The 20,347-nt window shown below is 49.3% G+C and carries 7 protein-coding genes and 3 tRNA genes; 5 read left to right on the top strand and 5 right to left on the bottom strand.

What is annotated here, in order from left to right:
• The first annotated feature begins 33 nt into the window (after positions 1-33).
• Positions 34-107: transfer RNA gene (locus HUU59_02790), tRNA-Met, on the top strand.
• Between the two features lie 103 nt (positions 108-210).
• Here HUU59_02790 and HUU59_02785 read toward each other — a convergent pair.
• Entirely contained in the window at positions 211-5,337 is a 5,127-nt protein-coding gene (locus HUU59_02785) for a hypothetical protein (GenBank protein NUO18355.1), read from the bottom strand.
• 272 nt (positions 5,338-5,609) lie between these two features.
• Positions 5,610-10,151 (bottom strand): hypothetical protein, encoded by a 4,542-nt coding sequence (locus HUU59_02780; GenBank protein ID NUO18354.1) that lies wholly within the window; start codon positions 10,149-10,151, stop codon positions 5,610-5,612.
• Between the two features lie 280 nt (positions 10,152-10,431).
• On the opposite strand from HUU59_02780, the gene HUU59_02775 reads away from it, so the two are divergent.
• The 3 genes from HUU59_02775 (at position 10,432) to HUU59_02765 (ending at position 14,653) form a co-directional block, all read left to right on the top strand.
• Positions 10,432-14,322 carry a PAS domain S-box protein gene (locus HUU59_02775; GenBank protein ID NUO18353.1) on the top strand — a complete coding sequence of 1,297 codons (3,891 nt, stop codon included), beginning with the start codon at positions 10,432-10,434 and terminating at the stop codon, positions 14,320-14,322.
• 164 nt (positions 14,323-14,486) lie between these two features.
• A tRNA-His gene (locus HUU59_02770) sits at positions 14,487-14,560 on the top strand.
• Between the two features lie 21 nt (positions 14,561-14,581).
• Positions 14,582-14,653: transfer RNA gene (locus HUU59_02765), tRNA-Glu, on the top strand.
• Between the two features lie 59 nt (positions 14,654-14,712).
• On the opposite strand, the gene HUU59_02760 is transcribed toward HUU59_02765, so the two are convergent.
• Together HUU59_02760 and HUU59_02755 are read right to left on the bottom strand one after the other, a co-directional pair.
• The gene (locus tag HUU59_02760; protein NUO18352.1) at positions 14,713-15,165 is read right to left on the bottom strand and encodes a hypothetical protein; all 453 of its coding nucleotides are present in this window, start codon (positions 15,163-15,165) and stop codon (positions 14,713-14,715) included.
• An 11-nt stretch (positions 15,166-15,176) separates the two neighbouring features.
• On the bottom strand, positions 15,177-16,667 hold the full coding sequence (locus HUU59_02755; protein ID NUO18351.1) for a hypothetical protein: 1,491 nt from the start codon (positions 16,665-16,667) through the stop codon (positions 15,177-15,179).
• 163 nt (positions 16,668-16,830) lie between these two features.
• Between HUU59_02755 and sppA the strand changes: the two genes are divergently transcribed.
• Positions 16,831-18,621 carry a signal peptide peptidase SppA gene (gene sppA / locus HUU59_02750; GenBank protein NUO18350.1) on the top strand — a complete coding sequence of 597 codons (1,791 nt, stop codon included), beginning with the start codon at positions 16,831-16,833 and terminating at the stop codon, positions 18,619-18,621.
• Between the two features lie 124 nt (positions 18,622-18,745).
• On the opposite strand, the gene HUU59_02745 is transcribed toward sppA, so the two are convergent.
• The gene (locus tag HUU59_02745) at positions 18,746-19,861 is read right to left on the bottom strand and encodes a hypothetical protein (GenBank protein NUO18349.1); all 1,116 of its coding nucleotides are present in this window, start codon (positions 19,859-19,861) and stop codon (positions 18,746-18,748) included.
• Between the last annotated feature and the right edge of the window lie 486 nt (positions 19,862-20,347).

The raw sequence follows: 20,347 nt of genomic DNA, 5'->3' as shown, positions 1-20,347 counted from the left end.
TCCGGCTAATAGCTCATATATTTGAAGTCTTATTGCGGGGTGGAGCAGCCTGGTAGCTCGTTGGGCTCATAACCCAAAGGTCGTTGGTTCGAATCCAACCCCCGCTACAAGAGGAGAGTCGCCGAAACAAGGCGACTCTTTTGTTTTTGGTCACAAGAAAAAGCGGCACGGTCATAAAACCGTGCCGCTTCAATTTGTAAGACGAGCTATTTACGGAGTCGCGGACGAAACTACAATGTAGAAATTCTGCGGTTGTGCCCCGACAATTCCAGTATGCGTGTAGCTCAACGCAGCTGTTGAGCCAACGAACGTGTTAAACGGACCGGACGGATTCGTGGATGAATACACGCGGTAATAAGGAGCACCGGTTGACGCCCACCTCAAAATCACGTCATTTCCGCTTGATTGAATTGTGATTTGCGGCGGGTCAAAGTTGAATCCACTCACCCGTATCATTCGATTTCCGTTTCTGGCGTTCTCCAGACCTGAACTTTCAGAATGCCAGGTCAAATCGCATGCATCGTAGTAATAAGAATTACCGCTCGGCGAATTGGAGTCAAGACCAAATGCAACAGGGCAATCTCTTGGTTCTACATTCTTGACACTGACATAGAAAGCAGAAGTAACCGGGACACTTCCGAAAACCACGTCCGACCATGCTGCTCCTGCTGGAAGTCCGCCCGCAGCATTTGATGAACCCGTAGTATCTCGCACCACGACGGTACCGGGTGTGCCGCTTGGACCGTCGGCCAAGTACACTGTGACAATGACAGGTGCCTTGTACAATGTCGGTGCAGTCGGATTAATGGCATACTGCGCGGCGCAAAGGTTGAAGGGATAATTGCCCGGATCGAATCTCACTGCCCATTCGAAATCAGGTCCGTCTACCCAATTGTAGTTCTCAGCAGTACCGTCGTCGTGAGATATCCATGGAACGCAAATGTCTCCAACCTCAAATGTCAAGTGACCGTTGTCGGGTTCTCTGTCTGCCAAATTCTCCGTATCAACGGCACGCAGATAGTACTCGTAATTTCCGTCAAGCAGCCCTGGGACGGTGGCAGAAAACTCGTCTTGATTGCCAGTTGGTGTAAAGCTTGCCGAGTCATATGCACCCGCACCAATCAAGCGATAGTACACTCGGAAAGCGTTTGTAAGGGGATTGTCATCAATCAATGTTGCAAGGAATGTAACCGATCCTGCAGATTGATCTTCCTTCTGTTTGTGGCTGATCACCGGTGTTTGGCCAATGGTGAAGTTTGCGTTGGATTCATCAACTGATGGATATGCCAATCCAGTAACTCTTATCCTCGCATTGGCCGTAGAGGGTCCGGTTATAAGCCAAGAGTATCCATCGGCTGCTGAAGCAACCAACTGCTCCCATGCGCCGCCAGGATAGTTCCTGTTCAATTCAACACGCGCGGTACCAAGACCGGTTGATGTCCATACAATCTCGCCAATGTTTCCTGGTGCCCAGACTTCTCCACCGTTTGGCTGAATGACCGTCACGGTAGGAGTAATTAGAGTGAAATTGGCGTCAGATGTATCGCCAACAGTCGGGAAATCCACGGCGGTAACTCTTAAACGCGCCGCGTTTGTCGCTGCGCCGGTTGGATTCCACGCCTGAACTCCGTCGTTTGGCGTGTTCATGAAGAGATTTTCCCACGCCCCGGCTGGATAGTTGCGATTCAATTGTACATTGACGTTGCCAGAAATCGCTGCGCTGGTCCAAAGTACGTTGTAAGACTGGCCCAGGTAGTAGCTTTCTCCGCCATTGGGAGAAGACATCGTCAGCACGGGATTTAGTTGACCGTTCGAGTCTGTCGTGTACATAATCGAGCGACCTGCCACAAGTGAGGCTGCCCCCGGTCCATACGAGTTCCAGAAATAGTAATCAACTCCGATCGAATGGTCCTGATTCTGAATTCCGACGGACGCATAGTCATTGTCGTTCGAAGCGCTGTTCGGGCTTAAGTTTACAGTATTGTACTGCACCTTGATCTTGCCGTCACCGGTTGCAGAAGGATAGAATGCCGGGTCATAAAGTATTATCTGGAAAGTCTCGACGACATTCGTCCACAGTGTTCTCGCTCTCCATTCAATGACGTAGTAGTCCTCCGTACTGTTGTAATAGACATAGACGTTCTCATTGGCGCCAGAAACACGCAGATCATCCCAGTATGCAGCAACCTGATTTGGCGGACCGATGGGCGTTCCCATACGGTAATTCCGGAAGTCAGTGATTGAAGGATAATTCCCAAACGCAATCCATCCATTTGAACAAATGGTGATACTGTCAAAGGTGTTACCGTAAAAAGTGAAGTCAAATGGAAGCGCTCTAACCTGGGTATCATCATCATCCTCGGCAATATCACTCATGTTCAGATTTGTTCCCGAACCGCCGAATCCAGGAGCAATTTCAATCCATTCATAGACGGAAGCCGCTCCAGCCGGTTGACTTTCCGTGTTATCATATGCGTAATAACCGTATGCGTCCGGCCCTGAAGGACTCGTGGACGTAAACGTGCCGATTGTCAAACTGAAGTTTGTACTGTCGCGAAACCCATTGTCATCGTAAACCACCAACTGCATGTCAGTTTGGTGGCCGTTAAACATTGCGTTGCTGATTGAAATCGCGAACGTATTCCCGCCGCTGTTGCCTGTCGATCCTGCGTTTATGTTGCCGAAAACACCAACAGAGTCTGTCACACTCACTCTTGGATCCAGTGAACGGAGAATCCCGTCTCCGCCGAGAATTTGTCTAGCTCCAGAGTTTGTGATGGTCGGTGTGAAAGTACCTGATTCACCGGGATTCAAGTTGCCGCCTGGTCCGCCAAACGTGAAACTTGAGTACAATACATCAGGAGCAGACGGCGTCAAGTCGATCCTAACAGTGAATGGGCCTTGGTCCGTGGTCAGGTTAAGATAGAGCGTAATCGGTTCACCGTTGAATACAGAAGTAACGCCGATTCTGAAGGGAGCTGTTGGATTGGCACTCGCGCCGGGTGCTATGTTGGAATAGCTGCGGCTACCGTTTATAATCGAAATGCCGGCGGACGCGCTGCTCAGTGTTCCGTTGATTCCCGTTACTGTTGTGGAACTTCCGGTATTGGTCAGATTAATGGACAGGTCAATCGTTTCGCCCGGATTGAGAACATCGTCATTGTTTCCGACTGTACCGCTCAAGTTGTCATCGTCAATGCTAATCGTGTTAAACGCGAGATTTGCGGAAACTGTGTTTACCGTGATGCTGCCAAGGTACGGGAATTGGTCGTCCTTTGTTACCGTGACGAGCATTGTGCCTGTCGTGGGTGTGGCAACAGGGAGATTGACTTGTCCATTTGCGCCAGTGTAACCTCGTGCGAAGGTCTCCGTACCCTTGAGCAAGCATACAAGTGCGCCTTCGACATTCTGTGCAAGAGGATTGGTTACGGTCACCGTGACGTTGTTCGCTCCGCGGTTTATTGTGGCCGCATGACTTGCCGTGGTTCCATAGGGATTTTTTGTCCAGATCTTTGTGCCAGGATCACCCATCAGATTTGACCAGTAGCAAAAGTTTGTGACTGCACTTGGCACAAAGTTCTGATAATTCTTGTAAAGTTCGAGTTTTCCGGAAATGTTGATAATTCCCATTTCCTGAATGCCGAGTGCATAGATTCCGTACATCGCGCCTGCGTCTACGATATTGTTGTAAGGCACATGAGTTCCGGAACCCCACAAACCAACGCATCCAATTGCGCCGCGCGGCGATGTTGGAGTCTGAGTCGGCGGAACAAGCCATTCCTCCGACAGGGTTTGGCCTGCGCTGTTAAATGTCCCTGTACCGCAAGTCATTGAGTACACAAAGGGAAGTGCTCCTCCCACCGTACCTGATCCGCCAACAGCCGGAGCCGTCGCGAGATCGGCTGGATCCATCTCTCCTATCCACGACATTCGATGATTGAATACACTAATCAGATCATCCAAGATTCCGTTGGTTTGTGCCTCAGAAATGCCGCCTGTGAAGACTTGAACCGGGGGGCATGACATGCCGGCCTGAAGCATTATCTGTCGGGTATATTCTTTTGTTGAAGGATTGGAGTTGATAAAATTCGTGTGGGCAGCACAGTAAGTACTGGTGTACCAAGTCGGATCGCCGGTATACGGATTTGACTCGTAGTTGATGCTCTTGGTCACCAACGCCTGCAACATGCTTTGGCTCTCCGATGGATAGCGGCCAACTGCAATATCCGGAACCGGATCAGGATTGTCTCCGCCTGATGGACTTAAGACACCCAGGTAATTGTCGTATCCCGTGGATCCGTCACCCGACGGTGTCGAATAAGTTGCAGACGCGCCCGGGTCTCCGAACATGCAGACAAACTCCAAGGCTCCGCCGGAAGACGTGTAAAGATTTGAAATATAGTTCCTCACGGAAAGTGCGGTATTGCCGGTCTGTGTTAATGTTACATACGACGCATCGAGCCCCTTGCGACGATGCCAGTCAACCAAACGCTGTGCCTCAGTCGTATTTATGGCATTGTCCGGGCAAATTATTAAGTACTTGCCAGGCAGAACCGGAAGTTCATCAAGCGCGCTGCCTGCGAAATTCTCAAATCGAGTGTACAGCTTCTTGAACCCCGGTGAAATGAACTCAGGTGAAACTTGAATTTCGTTTTCACCAATCCCACCCACATTCTCAATGACAACTTCAATATTGTCGTATACACGAAGTTCGCGACGAGCCGGATTGTACTGAATTGGTGCCACTGCGAGCGATACGAATCGTACATCCCGAAGCGTCGCTGGTGTGGAGATAACCGCGATGCTTTCGGGATACCATGCGTCCGCGGAATATATTTCAGCATCCATTGCGTAGTTCTGACCGTCGAGACGATTCTCCAATTCCTCGCCTTCATACGGCTGTTTCGGAGACACGTCAATGTTGGATACTATCGTATATGATGACGATGTAACCACTGCGGCAACATTACCTGTTGACCCGATCATAATCAGCTTTGTGGAGCGCGGCAAGTCGGGTTCGCCTTGACGAACAGTAGTTCCTTCACCTGGAATCTTCACGGCAGTGAACGTGCGTCCGTCCAGTACGGTTTCCTCGTATCGAACTTGTGGATCGAAGAAACGAACGTGCACAGATTGTGGGTCGGGATCCACCACTTCAAATGGAATTGGATGAACATCCTGAGGACCTGCAAACTCCCAGAAATTTGAAGGGGTGGGGGGGATGTTCAGCGCAACGGAATGGCCTGATAGCGAATTTGCGGCGAAGCTGATTGAATACATTGCCGCACAGATTATGGGGAGCATCAAGGCAGAAATCAGGCGAACTTTCGTGAGCATCGGACTTCTCTTTCTCTAAGTTAGCACATAGTTTGACTAAGCACATAATTTAAGCAAATCCCGACCGTTAATCAATAAAATCTGCCCTCGAAAAAAATTAGGCTTATTATTATAAGAGTATATTAAACAAATATTTGCGCGCTATTCTTTTGTTCATATGTGTGAAATAGATTTCACATCCTCAATCCTGGAGGGTCTGTTAGACGATACATTTCTAAAAAGGGCTGGCAGAACACTCTGCCAGCCCTTCCCGAAGCGAATCGCAGATCAAACTACTGTCCGTTCCAACCTACAACGTAGTAATACATCTGGTTGGCTGCCCCAGCTCCGCCGGTAATTGTAAACGAGTTTGTCAGAGTTTCGCCTTCCAATGTGAGGTAGGGAGGATTCGGTGTCGTGCTGCTGTATATTCGATATCCGAAGTTATCGTCGTCTGCCCAGCGTAAAATGACGTCACTTCCGGATATTGCAATGGTCAAACTGAGTGGCACAAGTGCGTCTGCAATGGTACCGATGCCATAAATGTTGATGTCATCAATGTACCATCCTTCGCGATTCGTTCCCGCGTCTGAGGCAAACCTCCATCGCAACTGAATCGAGGAGTCGGCGTAAGCTGATAGGTCAATTACCTCTTGGGTCCAAGTAGTGATTGTCCCAGCGTAACACGTGACTCCCGGCATGGGACCCGTATATGGATTTGACCCTCCAGCAGTCGTTCTAAACGTCTTGGGATAGCCTTCCGTTGGATTGACTAAGACGAATTGGCCGCCGTTCACCGATACTTCAACAACGCCACCGTCATAAGCCGAATCTGGATATGCGTTTGACAACTCGCTGTCAATAATATGATAGAAAACAAGCACCGCGTCGGCAGGCAAATTATTGATTACAGGCGACACAAGTGTGGCGTCAAGCAGGCTCGCATGCGTACCTGTGCTGGAATCCCCGCACTTGTAGGAGTTTGGTCCGCTCTGCGCCTGTTCACTACTTACGTGCCACTGGTCTGACCAGCCTGGCAAAGCCAAGTGAGTCCAGCCCGGAGCACCGCCATCAAAATCCTCAGAAAGCACTGAAACCACAGAGGCGATCGAGAAATCACCAGCACTGATGTCCGTAGAATCCGGAGTCAGGACAGACGTGATTCGGACGCGGCAGGACGATGAGGTAGCTCCAGCAACTACATAAGAATGTTGCCCGTCATTTGCGGTGTTTGATGCAATACTCGACCACGGGCCGGTAATTCCATTGCGTGACAATTCTATGTTGACATTCCCATTGACCAGTCCGGGCGCCCATGCGATTGATACAGTAGAATCGGATAGCCACAGCTCACCGCCGTTGGGGGACAAAAGCGCAAAGTGAGGATTAATCGTTCCAGTATTGTCGGTCGTAATCATTATAGCCCGTCCATCGGCAAGCGTCGTTGATCCCGGCGTGTAGAAATTCCAATAACAAATTTCAAGTCCCGCCGTGTGATTCATGTTCTGAATGCCGACTGTTGCATAATCATTGTCAAACGATGCCGAATTCGGATGAGGGTTTACATCCTGATACTGAATCAATATCTTGCCGTCGCCAGTCGGCGAAGGTGTCATTGCCGGATCATACAGGATGACCTGGAACTTCTGCGGTGCTGCGCCTCCGGCCCATAGGCATTGGGTAATCCATTCAACAATGTATCTTCCATTGGCAGCGTCGTCTTTTACGTACACGCCGCCGTTGGATACGCCTGTGATGATCAAATCGTCCCAATACGCGGCAATCATATTCGGCGGCCCAAGCGGCGATCCCATATGGAAGTTACGATAGTCGATCTGGTTTGTGGAACCGAACGCGATCCAGCCGTTCGAGCATACCGTTATTGTGTCAAATGACTGGCCGTAAAATTGGAATGGGAACGGTAAAGCACGGATTGCTACGTCATCCTGATCTTCACCCCCGTCAGTAAAACCTAACGACTGTCCTGATCCGCCCAACCCCGGAGCAATCTCAATCCACTCGTACGTGGGATTTGCACCTGACGGTTGTGTATCGGTATTCTCATACGCAAAGTAGCCGTAAGTGTCTGGACCGGTTGGACTGGTGGACGCGGCGATACCAACTGTCAACAATAAGTTTGTAGAATCCCGTACTCCATTGACGTCGGTGACAACCAGCTGCATTGCAGCTTGAAATCCGCCTGGCGTGTTTGTGCTGGCGGAAACTGCAAACGGATTTCCCGCATTACTGGATGAACCGCCGGAGTTAATGTTTCCATAGGAGCCGAGCGAGTCGGAAACAGACACATGCTGGTTAAGTGATCGAAGTACTGCGCTGGCACCGGAAAGGGCTCGTGACCCGTCATTTTCTATCGTAATAGTTAAGTTGCCTGCATCACCGGGATCAAGTCGATTATTTCCGTCGGGAAACGAACTTGATACAAAAGCTACACTTGCGGCTTGCGGGGTCAAGTCTATCCTGACACTTTGTGAACCTGCTGATGAATTCAATGCTAAATACAGCGTTGAAGGTTCGTTGTTGAAAACCGCACCTACTGAAATACGGAAAGGAGTGATAGGGGAAGATGTTGCTCCAACTGCAATATTGGGATAGTTCTGAACTCCGTTGATAACCGCTATACCTGGTGACGCACTCGTCAGTGTTCCGACAATTCCGGAAACGGTGGAAGAAGTTCCGGTGTTTTGCAAAACGATGTTCAAATCAATCGTTTCTCCCGGATTCAGCACGTCGTTGTTATCACCAACAGTGCCTCCCGTGTTGTCATCGTCAATCGACACGCTGCTAAAGCTCAAGGACGCGCCTACATTGATTACACTTATTGTGCCGACGTATGCTTTTAGATCTTTACCTGTGACAGCAATATCCATTGTGCCTGTCGTTGGAGTGCTTACGCCCAAGTCTATCTCGCCGTTCTCATCGGTATATCCGCGCGCAAAAGTTTCGGTCCCCTTTGTGAGACCGACGAGTGCATTGGCAACCGGATTACCGCCGCTAGTAACAGTTACCAACACATGGTTTGTGCCACGTGTGATAGAGACCGGATGGTTAACTGAAAGGGTTTGTGGAATGCCCAAATAGACCGGTACACCGGGGTCGCCTTGAAGATTGCACCAGCCGGAGAAATTCGAGACATCGCCCGGAAAGACGCTGTTGTAGTTGCGATACAATTCCAATTTGGCTCCGACTACCGCCATTCCGGTTTCGCGCACATCGTACGCAAACATCGTTTGCATACCGCCGCCGTCGAGAATGTTGTTGAATCGCGAGTGCGTGCCAGCACCGGACATTCCTACACAGCCAATTGAGTAATTTCCGCGGACAAATTCTTCATTTAGTGAAGGACCGCCAGAAAATGTGCCGGTTGCGCAGGTTACAACCCAAACATACGGCCATTGCTCACCAACATTCAATCCCAACAACTGTGAGGACGAAAATTCACCAATCCACGACATGCGGTCGTTAAAGACCGTTACACCCGCTTCCAATCGCGCTTCCAAAGTTGAAGTCAACATGCCGCCTTCAAACACATCGAAATCAACCGTCGGAATGCCGTGTTGCAGCATAATCTGCCGCATGTACTGCTTTGTAGATGGATTTGATGGTACGAAATTCGTGTGGGCTGCACACCAGGCACGCTCATACCAATCTGTCTCCACCATGTATGGGTCCGACTCATAATCGATGATATTGTTGATCATCAGATTCAAGTTCGTCGACGTGTTTGCAGGAATTCGCCCAACCGCCAGATCAGGAACAGGATCCGGATTGCCTCCGGTCATCGTCGCGTAATAGTTGTCAAGGCCTGATCCTGTAGCAATCTGATACGGCGCAGATGCGTCAGGGTCGCCAACAAGAGTAACATACTCCAATGCGCCGTTGGATGATATATACTGATTCGAAATGTAGTTCTTAATAGAAGTTGAAGTTGTTCCGGTCACAGTTGTTGTGGCAATATATGCATCAATCCCTCGCTTGCGACGCCAATTTACCAGGTTCTGTACCGCGGCAACTACAGTGGCGTTCGGATCACAAATATAAAGGTGACTTCCCGGTAGTACCGGCAACTCATCAAGATGACTGCCTTCAAAATTAGGAATCGTTCTGTAAAGGGCCTTGAAGGCCGGCGAGATAAACTCCGGACGGTGTGTGATCTCATTTACACCGATTCCGCCCTCATTCCTGACGCTGACATCAATCCGGGAGTAGATTCTAACCCGATTTGTGACTGGATTTATCTGAACAGGATGAATTGTTACAACCACGAACCTGACGTCTCTTATCGTTGCAGGATCCGAAATCGTAACAACATCCCTTGGATACCACTCATCTGTTTCGTAATACTCGGGAAGAAGTACAACATCAGAACCGTCAAGAGCTCTTTCTCCTTCGGCAAGAGGCACAAACGGAGCTGGGGGCGTGCTCGTCATAAGTGTCTCATATTCGGAGTAATCCAGATTGGCTGAGTATTCTCCGGTGTTTTCAATCATGAATAAACGAGTGATTGCAGGTACCTCCGGTGCCCCCTCAATCTCCCTGACAGATTCACCATTAAGCCTGAATTGGCTGTAGGACTGACCCTCCAAAAGGATTTCACTCACTGTGATATTTGGAATGTCAAACTGAATTTGGATATTCTGCAAGTCATTTCCGATCACGCCTACGGTTGCTGATTCAACTTCGTACGGGCCGCTGAATCGACTTGGGATGGACGGCAAAGCGGTCGTTTGAGGACTTGGGTCACCTATAGTGGCCGCAGAAGCCTCAAATGCCACGAACCAAACTAAGCATTGCAAAATCAATTGCCGTAAAAACATACGTAACTCCTTGCTTCGAAAATTCAACACAATCTTCACTGGTTCCGCCGATTCCAGTATAATCTCTAAATATAGTCTGCCAGAGACGATAGCGCAAGTTTTTTCGCACTGCCCGTGAAAAAAATGAGCACAAAAATGGTCAATTACACCTATTTTGTGATTGTTAGAACGTTCAAACTGAGTCGCGAACTCGTTATTCAAGTGGCGCTTGCTTTGTAGGAACCAGATTTGCTCTGACTTTTCAAGTCTAGCTCCAAACCGACCGCGTTTCAGGAAGCAAATGGAAAACTCATCAAAATTGACCGATTCTAACCGAATCTCTGACGGTATGATGGATAACACAAACGATGGCCAGAACCTGAGTATTGCCCACCTGAATTGCGAGGAATTGATTGCCGAGCTCGCCGTCGTACGAGAACGCCTTGCCGAACTCGAAGATCTTGAAGTCCAGCGGATAACTGAAGAGCAGGAGAGGTTTGATTCTCTCAACGTTCTTGATGAGTATGCCCAGCAACTTGAGGAGAGCCGCGACAAGCTCGCGAGATTGCTGCAGGCTGGTGTTGCGATCGAGGAAGTGCGGACGACCCATGCAATCTTGCAGACTGCGGCCAACGCAATAGGTGCAGCCGGATGGGCATCGGCTGTTGTGTATCTGTTTGACAACTTTGAAGTCATTGAATCCGCGTACTTCGGAGTCTGCGATGAAGATATAGCAGAACTGGAAAAAAACCGCCGTCCGGCAGATGAGCGTGCGCGGATGTTCTCCCCGGAGTTTGATGATTTCAAAGTCAGTCGCTCATACTTTGTCCCGGCTCAGAGGCTGCATGAAGTCATTCACAGCAGATATGTTGTACCGGGTCGACGTGAATCTCTTCCGGGAGATGACTGGGATCCAATGGACCTTGTCTATGTCCCGATGTACTCCAGTACAGGAAAAGTGCTGGGCACCATCAACTGTGATGACCCCGTAAACGGAAAGCGCCCGACTGCCGAGGTCTTCCAGTATCTCGAAATATTTGCTGATTTAGCCGCCAGAAAGATCGAAACCGTACAACTGCTGAACAGGCAGGCGGAAATCGAATCGCAACTCCGCGAGAGCGAAAAAAAGTACCGAACGATTTTCGATCGATCCGCCGACGGCTTTTTCTTGATGGATGACCTCTTCAGAGAGTGCAACGATGCAGCCCTCAGGCTATTTGGATGTGAACATGATGACATTATCGGCCACGCTCCTTCGGAATTCTCTCCTAAGTTCCAGCCAGACGGCCAAAGATCCGATAAGCTCGCTGCGGAATACATCAGTCGCGCACGCGCCGGAATTCCGCAGAACTTTGAGTGGCTTCATGTCCGTAAGGACGGTGCACTCCTAAACTGTGAAGTTTCGCTCGCGAGTATTGAAGTCAGCGGGCGTTCCATGATCATGGCCATTGTGCGTGACGTCTCGGAACGAAAGAGAATGGCGCATGATAAGGAAACCACGGCCATTTCATCGCAGCTGTTTCTGTCTGCTCGATCAATGGATCTTGTTTACTCCCAGCTTCCGAAGATCCTTATCACAAGATTTCCTTTCGAAATCGCGGCAATTGAATTGTATGACCCTGTTACTGACGAGTGTATTCTCGTAGGCGAAACTAATAGCGGACTTCCGCTCGGGTTTCGAGTGCCCGCAAACTTGACAATTTCAGGCACGGTCATTCGAAGTGGTGAACCGGTTACTGACGCACAGGCAAGCCGAAGACCGGACTATGCACATGCAGACCTTCGGCGCATGGGCCTCCAGAAAGTTGTTTGTGTTCCTCTCCGGGTTCGCGACACAGTCATCGGTGTGCTTTGGTTGGGTGATTCTCAATTCGTAACGTCAATTGATCAGGCTCTTGAAGAGCTGAACCAGCAGATCATCCCGCTTAATGTAATTGCGAACTACCTTGCGCAAGCTATCGACAGACAGCGCGCTGAAGAGGAAATCCTTGACCTGAAGCAGTTTTTTGAAAACCTGCTTGACAACTTACCTGCCCAAATCGCGGTTTATGATCAACACGGCAACTACCGCTACACAAACCGCGCAAATGTTCCGGATCCCGCAATTCGTGACTGGCTGATTGGCCGTAACGATGAAGAACTGGCGCATCGACTTAACATGGACCCCGAAATCGGTCGCAACAGAGCCGCCGCCCTTTCACGAGTGCTTGCAGAGGGCGGTCAAGTGAGTTTTGAAGAAACAGCCAGAGATATTTACGACCGTGAAAGATACTATCTTAAGGCGGTCAGTCCCGTTACCAATCTGAGCGGTCAGATTGAGTACATTGTCGGTTTCGGTCAGGATATCACCGATACGAAATTATGGGAACAAGAGCAGCGTCTCCTGCGATTGCTCCCGACTGACAATCCGTTCCCAGTGCTTGCCTGCTCTTCCGACGGCACGGTTCATTATATGAATGCGGCTGCAGAGGCTCTCATGAAGCGAAGCTGTTGCGAGCACATCGCAGATGTCTTGCCCGAAGATCACATGGATATTGTAGCGGATATTGTCAAAGGTGAGTCAAACAGTGAGGAGAGACACCGGCAGTTAGGCAGCACTTCTGTACAATGGATCTATTGCAAGTCTGCGAGCGGCCAGATCGGAATTTACGGATCTGTGGTTCCCCGCGAAGCAGGAACGCTCAGCAATGGTGAAAAGCAACAGTTGCAGCAACTGCAGATGCTATCGGAAGGGATGACTTTTCCCGTTTGGTTATTGGATGGATCTGGCGCAGTGATAGCATCCAGCGCGGCAGCCAAACGCATGTTGATTGAACATGGGCAGGACCATGTCCGTCAGCTAATTGATCCGGAATTGTTCGCAAGCTTCATGTCGTTACGGCAAGACCTTCAAGTACAGCAAGTCGCTGAATCACAAGTTAACAGCCGGTCATTGATATGGACGTACACGGCGATCTCCGACAACCTTTATTTGCTCGAAGTCCGGGATATGACGGAGTTAAGGCAACTGCAGGACAAACTGAGACACGCACAAAAGCTCGAAGCGGTCGGCAGATTGGCTGGTGGAATTGCCCACGACTTTAACAATCTCCTAACGGGTATAATCGGAAACCTCGAGCTGCTTGAACAGTCATCATGTACAACTGACGGCGGAAGAGACTTTGCACGTGAGGCCGCCCGCGCTGCTGAACGTGCTTCCAACCTGGTCAAGCAGCTGCTAAGTTATAGCCGTAAGTCCACTGACCAGCCGATCGCTCTTGATCCTAATCTAATCTGTTCAAATGTTGTCCGGATGTTATCGAGGACGGTAGACCGGAGAATCTCAGTGATAGATGAAGGCAACCCGAATATTTGGCCGATCGCCGCGAATGTCAATCAGCTTGAACAAATTCTGATGAATTTAGGTGTGAATGCGGCCGATGCTATCGTTGAAAAACTTGGCTCAAGCAGCATGGCTGATGAACTGCCCTTCATTCGCATTCGAACTGAAAATGTCACCGCTCATCTTCTCAGGCTTGCTGAAGGCAAACGGGTTACTCGCGACTGTGTCATGATTTCCGTGATTGATAACGGCTGTGGCATGACGCCGCAAGTTCAGAAAAGGATCTTTGATGCATTCTTTACAACAAAGTCTGAACATCGCGGTACCGGTCTGGGTCTGTCCATAGTTGCGGAACTTGTAGAGGACCTCGGTGGTGAGATTCAGGTGAGTTCGGCCGAAGGTAAAGGCAGCGTATTCAAGATTTTGTTGCCTCGCAGCGCTTCCCCCGCTGCCTCGCCACCGGTTGAAAGAGCATTTGGCAACGTCAGGGGCGGTAATGAGACAATTCTGCTCGTTGATGACGAGCCTGTCATTATCGACCTCGGCAAAGAGGTACTGGAGTCAGCGGGCTACTCTGTTATCGTGGCCACAGATGGCAGGGAAGCCGTGTCCATCTTTTGTGAGAACAAGAACCAGATCGATCTCGTGATTATGGACATTTCTCTGCCTGTTATAAGTGGTGACGAGGCCGTTGCACTAATCCTTGAGGAAAAGGAAAGCACGCCAATCATCCTCTCCAGTGGACTCCCGGATGCTTCAGCGGAACGGCGAAGAATCAGCCTTGGCTCCGTGGCCTTTATTCAAAAGCCGTATCGGCCTTCCGAATTACTTGGTTCTGTTCGTGAAGTTCTAGACCACTTGGCCCAATGAGGCATGACTCGCTTGTTCAGCATTGAAATGAGTTAATCCTTATATTATTAATATTTTACATAAAAGCCCGGCAACTCGCCGGGCTTGACTTTTTTACGCGAAATACTTAAAATAAGTGTTCTTATGGCCTTTGGGGGCTGGTTGCCACCTTGAAGACCTGTTTGGTGGTTGTAGCTCAGCTGGTTAGAGCATTGGATTGTGGTTCCAAGGGTCGGGGGTTCGAATCCCCTCAGCCACCCACGATTTGGTTTTGCCTCGTGGCCCCATCGTCTAATGGTTAGGACTCGAGATTTTCATTCTCGCAATGGGAGTTCGATCCTCCCTGGGGTCACAAATAAGCCCTCACTACGGTGAGGGCTTTTCTTATAAACCTTTTGCCCAATTCCACACTCATAATAAGTGCCTGGGGTCGTCTTTCTTCCGTACAGTTCCGCCTACAACAATGGCAGCGCTGACCAATGCGAGATTCTTGATGATATATTGTCCTTCGATTGTGAGGCCCCATGGAATATGGGTAAAACAGACATCGGGAAGCAGTACAAGTGGCAGCATTGTGCCCGGCATCTGCAACAACAAGAGAAAGATGGAAACTCGTATCAATGGTCGCCATAACATGCATATGCCGATCAACACCTCCCACCAGCCAAGTATTGGTATGAACACGTCCGGAGGAAACCAATATACTGTTCTTTCCACCAATTCCGCGGCTGGGCTGACCCCAAGAGGTTTCAACAGTCCAAACCAAATGAATACAACAGCCAGCGAATACCTAAGCAATCGCATGCCCCACTTCTCCATCCAGCCGGAGAGTTCGGCGTCAAACTTGTCAAACTCAAAGGTCATAGTCAATCTTGTCAACCGGCAAGAACTGGCCGGGAGCTCATTCCTTTCTGATCATTAGCACGGGCAACGGCTGAAGCATATTTTCGCACTTCTTGTTCCTGATAACTTAGCCGAACAAATATGCCTGCGAGCGGCCAGTAGATGAAATTCATTGAATCTGACTGCCATGCGGATTGGTAGAAGAGCCATGCGACATAAAGAAAGGTCATGCCCTCCAACATCCGCCCATAAACTCTGTGTTCTTCGCGTTCTGACGCTCTTAGTATCTTGCCTCTCCGATAAATCGCAAACAGAATCAGAAACATCAGAATAGTGCCAAGATAGCCGTATTCAATAAGCATCCAAGGAACTGTCGGTGCGCTGGAAGTTAAACCGAATCCGGCATAATAATCTGCGGTTTTCGAGTGTCTGCCCGAGACATAAGACAATGTTATCGAACCGGGACCGTTGCCAAACCAGAATGACTTGGCATCGCGGGACGCGAGTACCAAAGCGCTGACAAACCTGTACGAACGCTCGAAATTCTGTTCTTGGGGCCGCTCCAGTTCCGTCTGAAACACTTCGGGCAATCGCCTGATGTAGGTCAAAGGATTTCGACCTTCGCGCCAGAAACCTGTTTCAACGATGACGTAGTCAACCGCCACAATCATGACAATTCCTACGAGACTCAGGGCGATGGCGACCGCAGGTCTCTTTATGAATTCCGCCCGCACCATGAATAGTACGAACAAAGGCAACAACAGGAAAAAGAATTTCGCTTCACCGAGGATGGGACAGACCAGCATCCAGAGCATTGCAAGCAGATACCCCGCCTTAATATGTTTTTGCTCGATCATCTTTGCAATAAGGTAGCAGTAGAGCACTAACATAAACAAAGCGATGCCCGGGGTCTGGTTGCGCCCAAAAGTGCCGTTCAACTCGTCTTCTGATATCCAATTGGTGAATTGCCACTGCCACAATACGACCGGTGTCTGGAGCAGTCCAATGAGAAACAGAAAACGCACGAATTTCGCGGCTGCGTCTTCGCGCGGATGGAGTCCAGTTGCTGCAAGGAAAAGCAATAAATAGCGAAAGCCTACCCTAAGTCCCACAAGTAACGTGGATGTTGCCTCCCCGTTTATCAAGGCCGATAGAACGGCAAACACGAGGGCAAGAAGGATTAACTTTTCGACCGCGAAGATCTTGTGCTTTGCCGAGAAGAAGGTAAGGCCGTAGCGAAGCGCAAACAAAACTATAAACAGGTCGACCAGCCACGTAGCTTCTCGAGGAATCAGTTGCCAGTATTCCGAGAGCCAATCGATTGAATAGACGAGGATTCCGAGAATATATAAGGAAAACCTTGGCGCGGCAAAAAAACCGATCGCCAATGGTATTCCTATAGCGGCAAGATAGAGCAGGCGGTTCTCCGGATCTGTCCCGTCGAAAAAGGCGAAGACGATGGCCGTGTAAAGGAGGGCTACGCCGCCAGCCAGCGCGACCATGAGTGCTCTATCTATATTCAAACTTTAAATCTTTCTTTTTTATGCAGATAACAAAGCAAGGATTGTGCCCCGGCTCGGCTTTGCAGGTTGTCCATTTTATCTAATCTTGGAATATCGTAAATTAAGAAGTTTCAACCCGAAAACAAGCCCTGATTGGGGCACTATAATACAGGAGTGAGAAATAATGTCGTCAAACAAAGCCTGCTGTTGGATTCTCGGGATTCTGGCGGGCGGATTTGTCCTCATGGCTCTGATAATCGGCTGGGGAATCTCCAATGCGATTTCCGGGGGATTTCAGGCGAAATTCGAGCCGCAGTTCGAAATCGAGCCAAACACATGGCTGTATTTGAATCCTTCAGGCAGCATTGCCGATTACAGTTCCGAGCCAAATCTCGGCATTCTTGGCGGAGGCCCGGGAGGTTCGACTTTGAACGAAATGACAAGAGCCCTCAAGCTGGCAGGGAATGATCCGAACATTGCGGGAGTTGTCGTGAGGCCTCAGGGGGTGACCGGAATGGCAAGCCTGCGGGAGCTTCGCAACGCAATACTCGAGTTTCGACAATCGGATAAGCCCGTGTACGCACATCTTGATGTTGCGACTGATCGTGACTATTATCTTGCCAGCGTCTGCGACAGCATCTTCTTGATGCCCGGTCGTTTGAGTGGAATAAACTTTGGCGGGATTGGCCTCAGCAATACGTACGTGAAGTCCACGTTCGAGAAACTGGGTATTAAATTCCATGTGTTTCATGCCGGCCGCTACAAGGGCGCATATGAAGACTTCGCACGCGACAGCATGTCTGCGGAAGTCCGTGAAAGCTTGACATACCTATTTAATGACATATACAAGACATATGTCGAGGAAACTGCGTCTTCCCGATCCAGTGTCAGTTTCGAGTCACTTAATCGTGAAATCATGGAAGGGGAGGAGTTCATAGTCAGCGCTCAATCGTGTCTTAACCGCGGTTACGTTGATGGACTAAACGACTGGCCGGTACTTAAGAAACGCCTGCAAGGCGGTTCAGAGGAGTTTGAGTCCATTACTGCACATCGCTATCTGAATACGACGCACGCTTCGAAACTGCAGGTTCACAGTGATGAGGTTGCAGTTCTCTATGCTCAGGGTCCTATTGAGTTCGGAGACGATTCCGATGTGATGCAAAGTGACGAGATTACCGCTTCTGGATTGATCAAGCAGCTCGATAACCTTGCTGAAAATGACGAAGTGAAGGCCGTAGTGTTGCGGGTAAATTCTCCGGGTGGTTCGGCGCTTGCATCAAAGCAAATCCTTGAATCAGCGCGAAGGCTTAAGGCTAAGAAACCACTCATCGTCTCAATGGGGAGAATTGCGGCGTCGGGTGGTTACTATATTTCAATGGCCGCTGACAAAATTGTTGTGCAGCCCAATACAATTACTGGTTCCATCGGTGTTGTCTCAATGTTTCCCACTGCCGAAGAGCTCTACCGGAAAATTGGTGCTCGCGAGGAGACGATTTCCATCGGGCGTTGGGCAAACTTCTTCAGAATTGATAAGGATCTCGGTTCTGAGCAGAAGGCAGTACTAGGTAGTTTGATGGATTCGGTTTATGCCGAGTTTAGAGAGGATGTGTCCACGGGCCGAAAGCTTGAGATGTCAATTGTGGACACTGTTGCTGAAGGGCGGGTCTGGACGGGAAATCAGGCCGTTGCCCGGGGACTTGCAGACACGCTTGGAGGGCTTGATCTTGCCGTCAAATTGGCAGCGACGCAGGCAAACTTGGTCGATGATGAATACGATGTGAGGTATTACCCGCGGGAACGTGACGTGTTCAATTATATCGTGGACCGGTTCTTGAGTAGTGTGAATCTGATGCTCAATGTCGCCAACCAGTTAGACACTTTATATTCAACTGAAGCGGTCAAAGAGAAACTGAAGGGATTTTACAATAGGTTTGAGTTCTTGCAAACAGTGCTGCCTGTCTCATTTGACCTCTAGTCATTGTCGGAGTCTGGTAATGAAGAAACCCCGCTGTCGATGCGGGGTTTCTTATTTCTTTCAACACCTTCGACAATGAGAATTATCATCGGCAAAGACGTGCAAAGTTGTTTGGCGAAACGCTCTATTGCTCACACGGAGAACAGCCGACAAAAATCTCATAAGGACCCGTTGTGGACTCTGCACCGGAAATTTCGAAGAAATATGTGCCGGGTTCAAGAATAATCTGCAATTGGCTGTCTGTACCGACCGGACTTCCTTCGCCTCCGTTGAAGTCGTTATTTACCGCAAGAGGAGCCTCACAGGTAACTGGCCAAAGTCTCAAATGAGAATTCAGTCCGCCTTCGAAGCCTGTGCGCCCCGGCGTATCATCTGCCCATACACTGACCGTAACAAGCCGGGCGCATTCCGTAACGGTTAACGCATATACATCCAAATCACCTGACTGGTCAATTTGCCCGCAAAAACCTTGATTACAGTTTACTGTGTTGGCGAACGCGTCACAGCCTTCAGGGAATGTTTCCTCGTGAATTTCAAAGTCCGCCGGACACTCTGGTTCGGTTATCGGCGGAATGCAGGAATTGCCGTGGAATTGAATCCTAAATGAATAGTTGCCAAATGCGCCGGCACCGTATCCGTCAAGGCAAATGTAGTAACGCCCCGGATCAAAACAGCGAGATACTCCTGCCTGTAAGGTAGTTGCCACGCCGCACACTTCTGGAGCGTTATCGTTCGAGGCAAACAAGACCGACCCGGGTTGACCGCAGCACGCGCCCTGGAATATACACAAGTAAGTGTCAAATCCGGAGCCACATGTCGTGATCGTAATACTGTCTTTGTACATGACGTCCAGCGTCAGGAACAAGTCTCGTCCTATTCTGCACGACGGGAAGCTGCAATTGTTTGTAGCAGTCTGGCTTGAACCGTTCGTTGCGAAAAGATACGTTTGGCCTGAATCCGGACCTGTCACAACACCACCTGGACATAGATCCTGGAACTGGTCCAATTGGGAACCTTCTTCTCTGCCATAGAGTTCGGGATTTACCACTCGATCCAGCTCGTAGTATTGTTCGTATAAGCTGGACGGAACGTCCTGCTCAGAAGTCTTTAAATCAGCGATCTGCTGAAAAATCCGCCAAAGCTCCTGTGACTCCGGAGTCTGAATCGACTGGCTTTGTTGGCCATATGCGATGCTGATCTGAAACAGGCCTAATATGAGAATCGTAAAGAATCTGTTCATCTTTCGAATTCCTGAGTTCTATCAAAGTTCACGTAATGTCAGGTTATTGCCCAGTTGAGGGTAGAAATCTGTCCTCGCGCAGAACGACTTTGTGTGCCCTAAACTTAAGTCTTTATAAAACAAAATTTAAACAAGTGCAAATCGGCCTGTCTGGACGAGGTGATGATTCTGCTAACTTTATGGCAAATCACGCTCCATCTCAATTGTATTTTCGATTCCACCAATGCCTCTCTTGACTCGGCCTCTCCAAACCGCTATCTTCAAAGATAAAATGGGAATCAAGGTGTAGTGGCTCTCGAACCTTGTTTATAGGCCGATTCTTTACAAAGTACATAGTTCTTAAGGGTACGTCAAGAAGTATCTTCTGAGTATTTCGACAGTTGGGTCTCGCATATTTAAGGTACAAACATATTTACTACAGTCTCGCGTTCAATCCCAAGGTGTCAAATGCTTCGGTTGCGTGCCATAAGTGCTTTATTTTTAGTT

The sequence above is a fragment of the bacterium genome, from assembly GCA_013360195.1.
Lineage (GTDB): Bacteria > Electryoneota > RPQS01 > RPQS01 > RPQS01 > JABWCQ01.
This window is presented reverse-complemented; position numbering and strand designations above follow the sequence as displayed.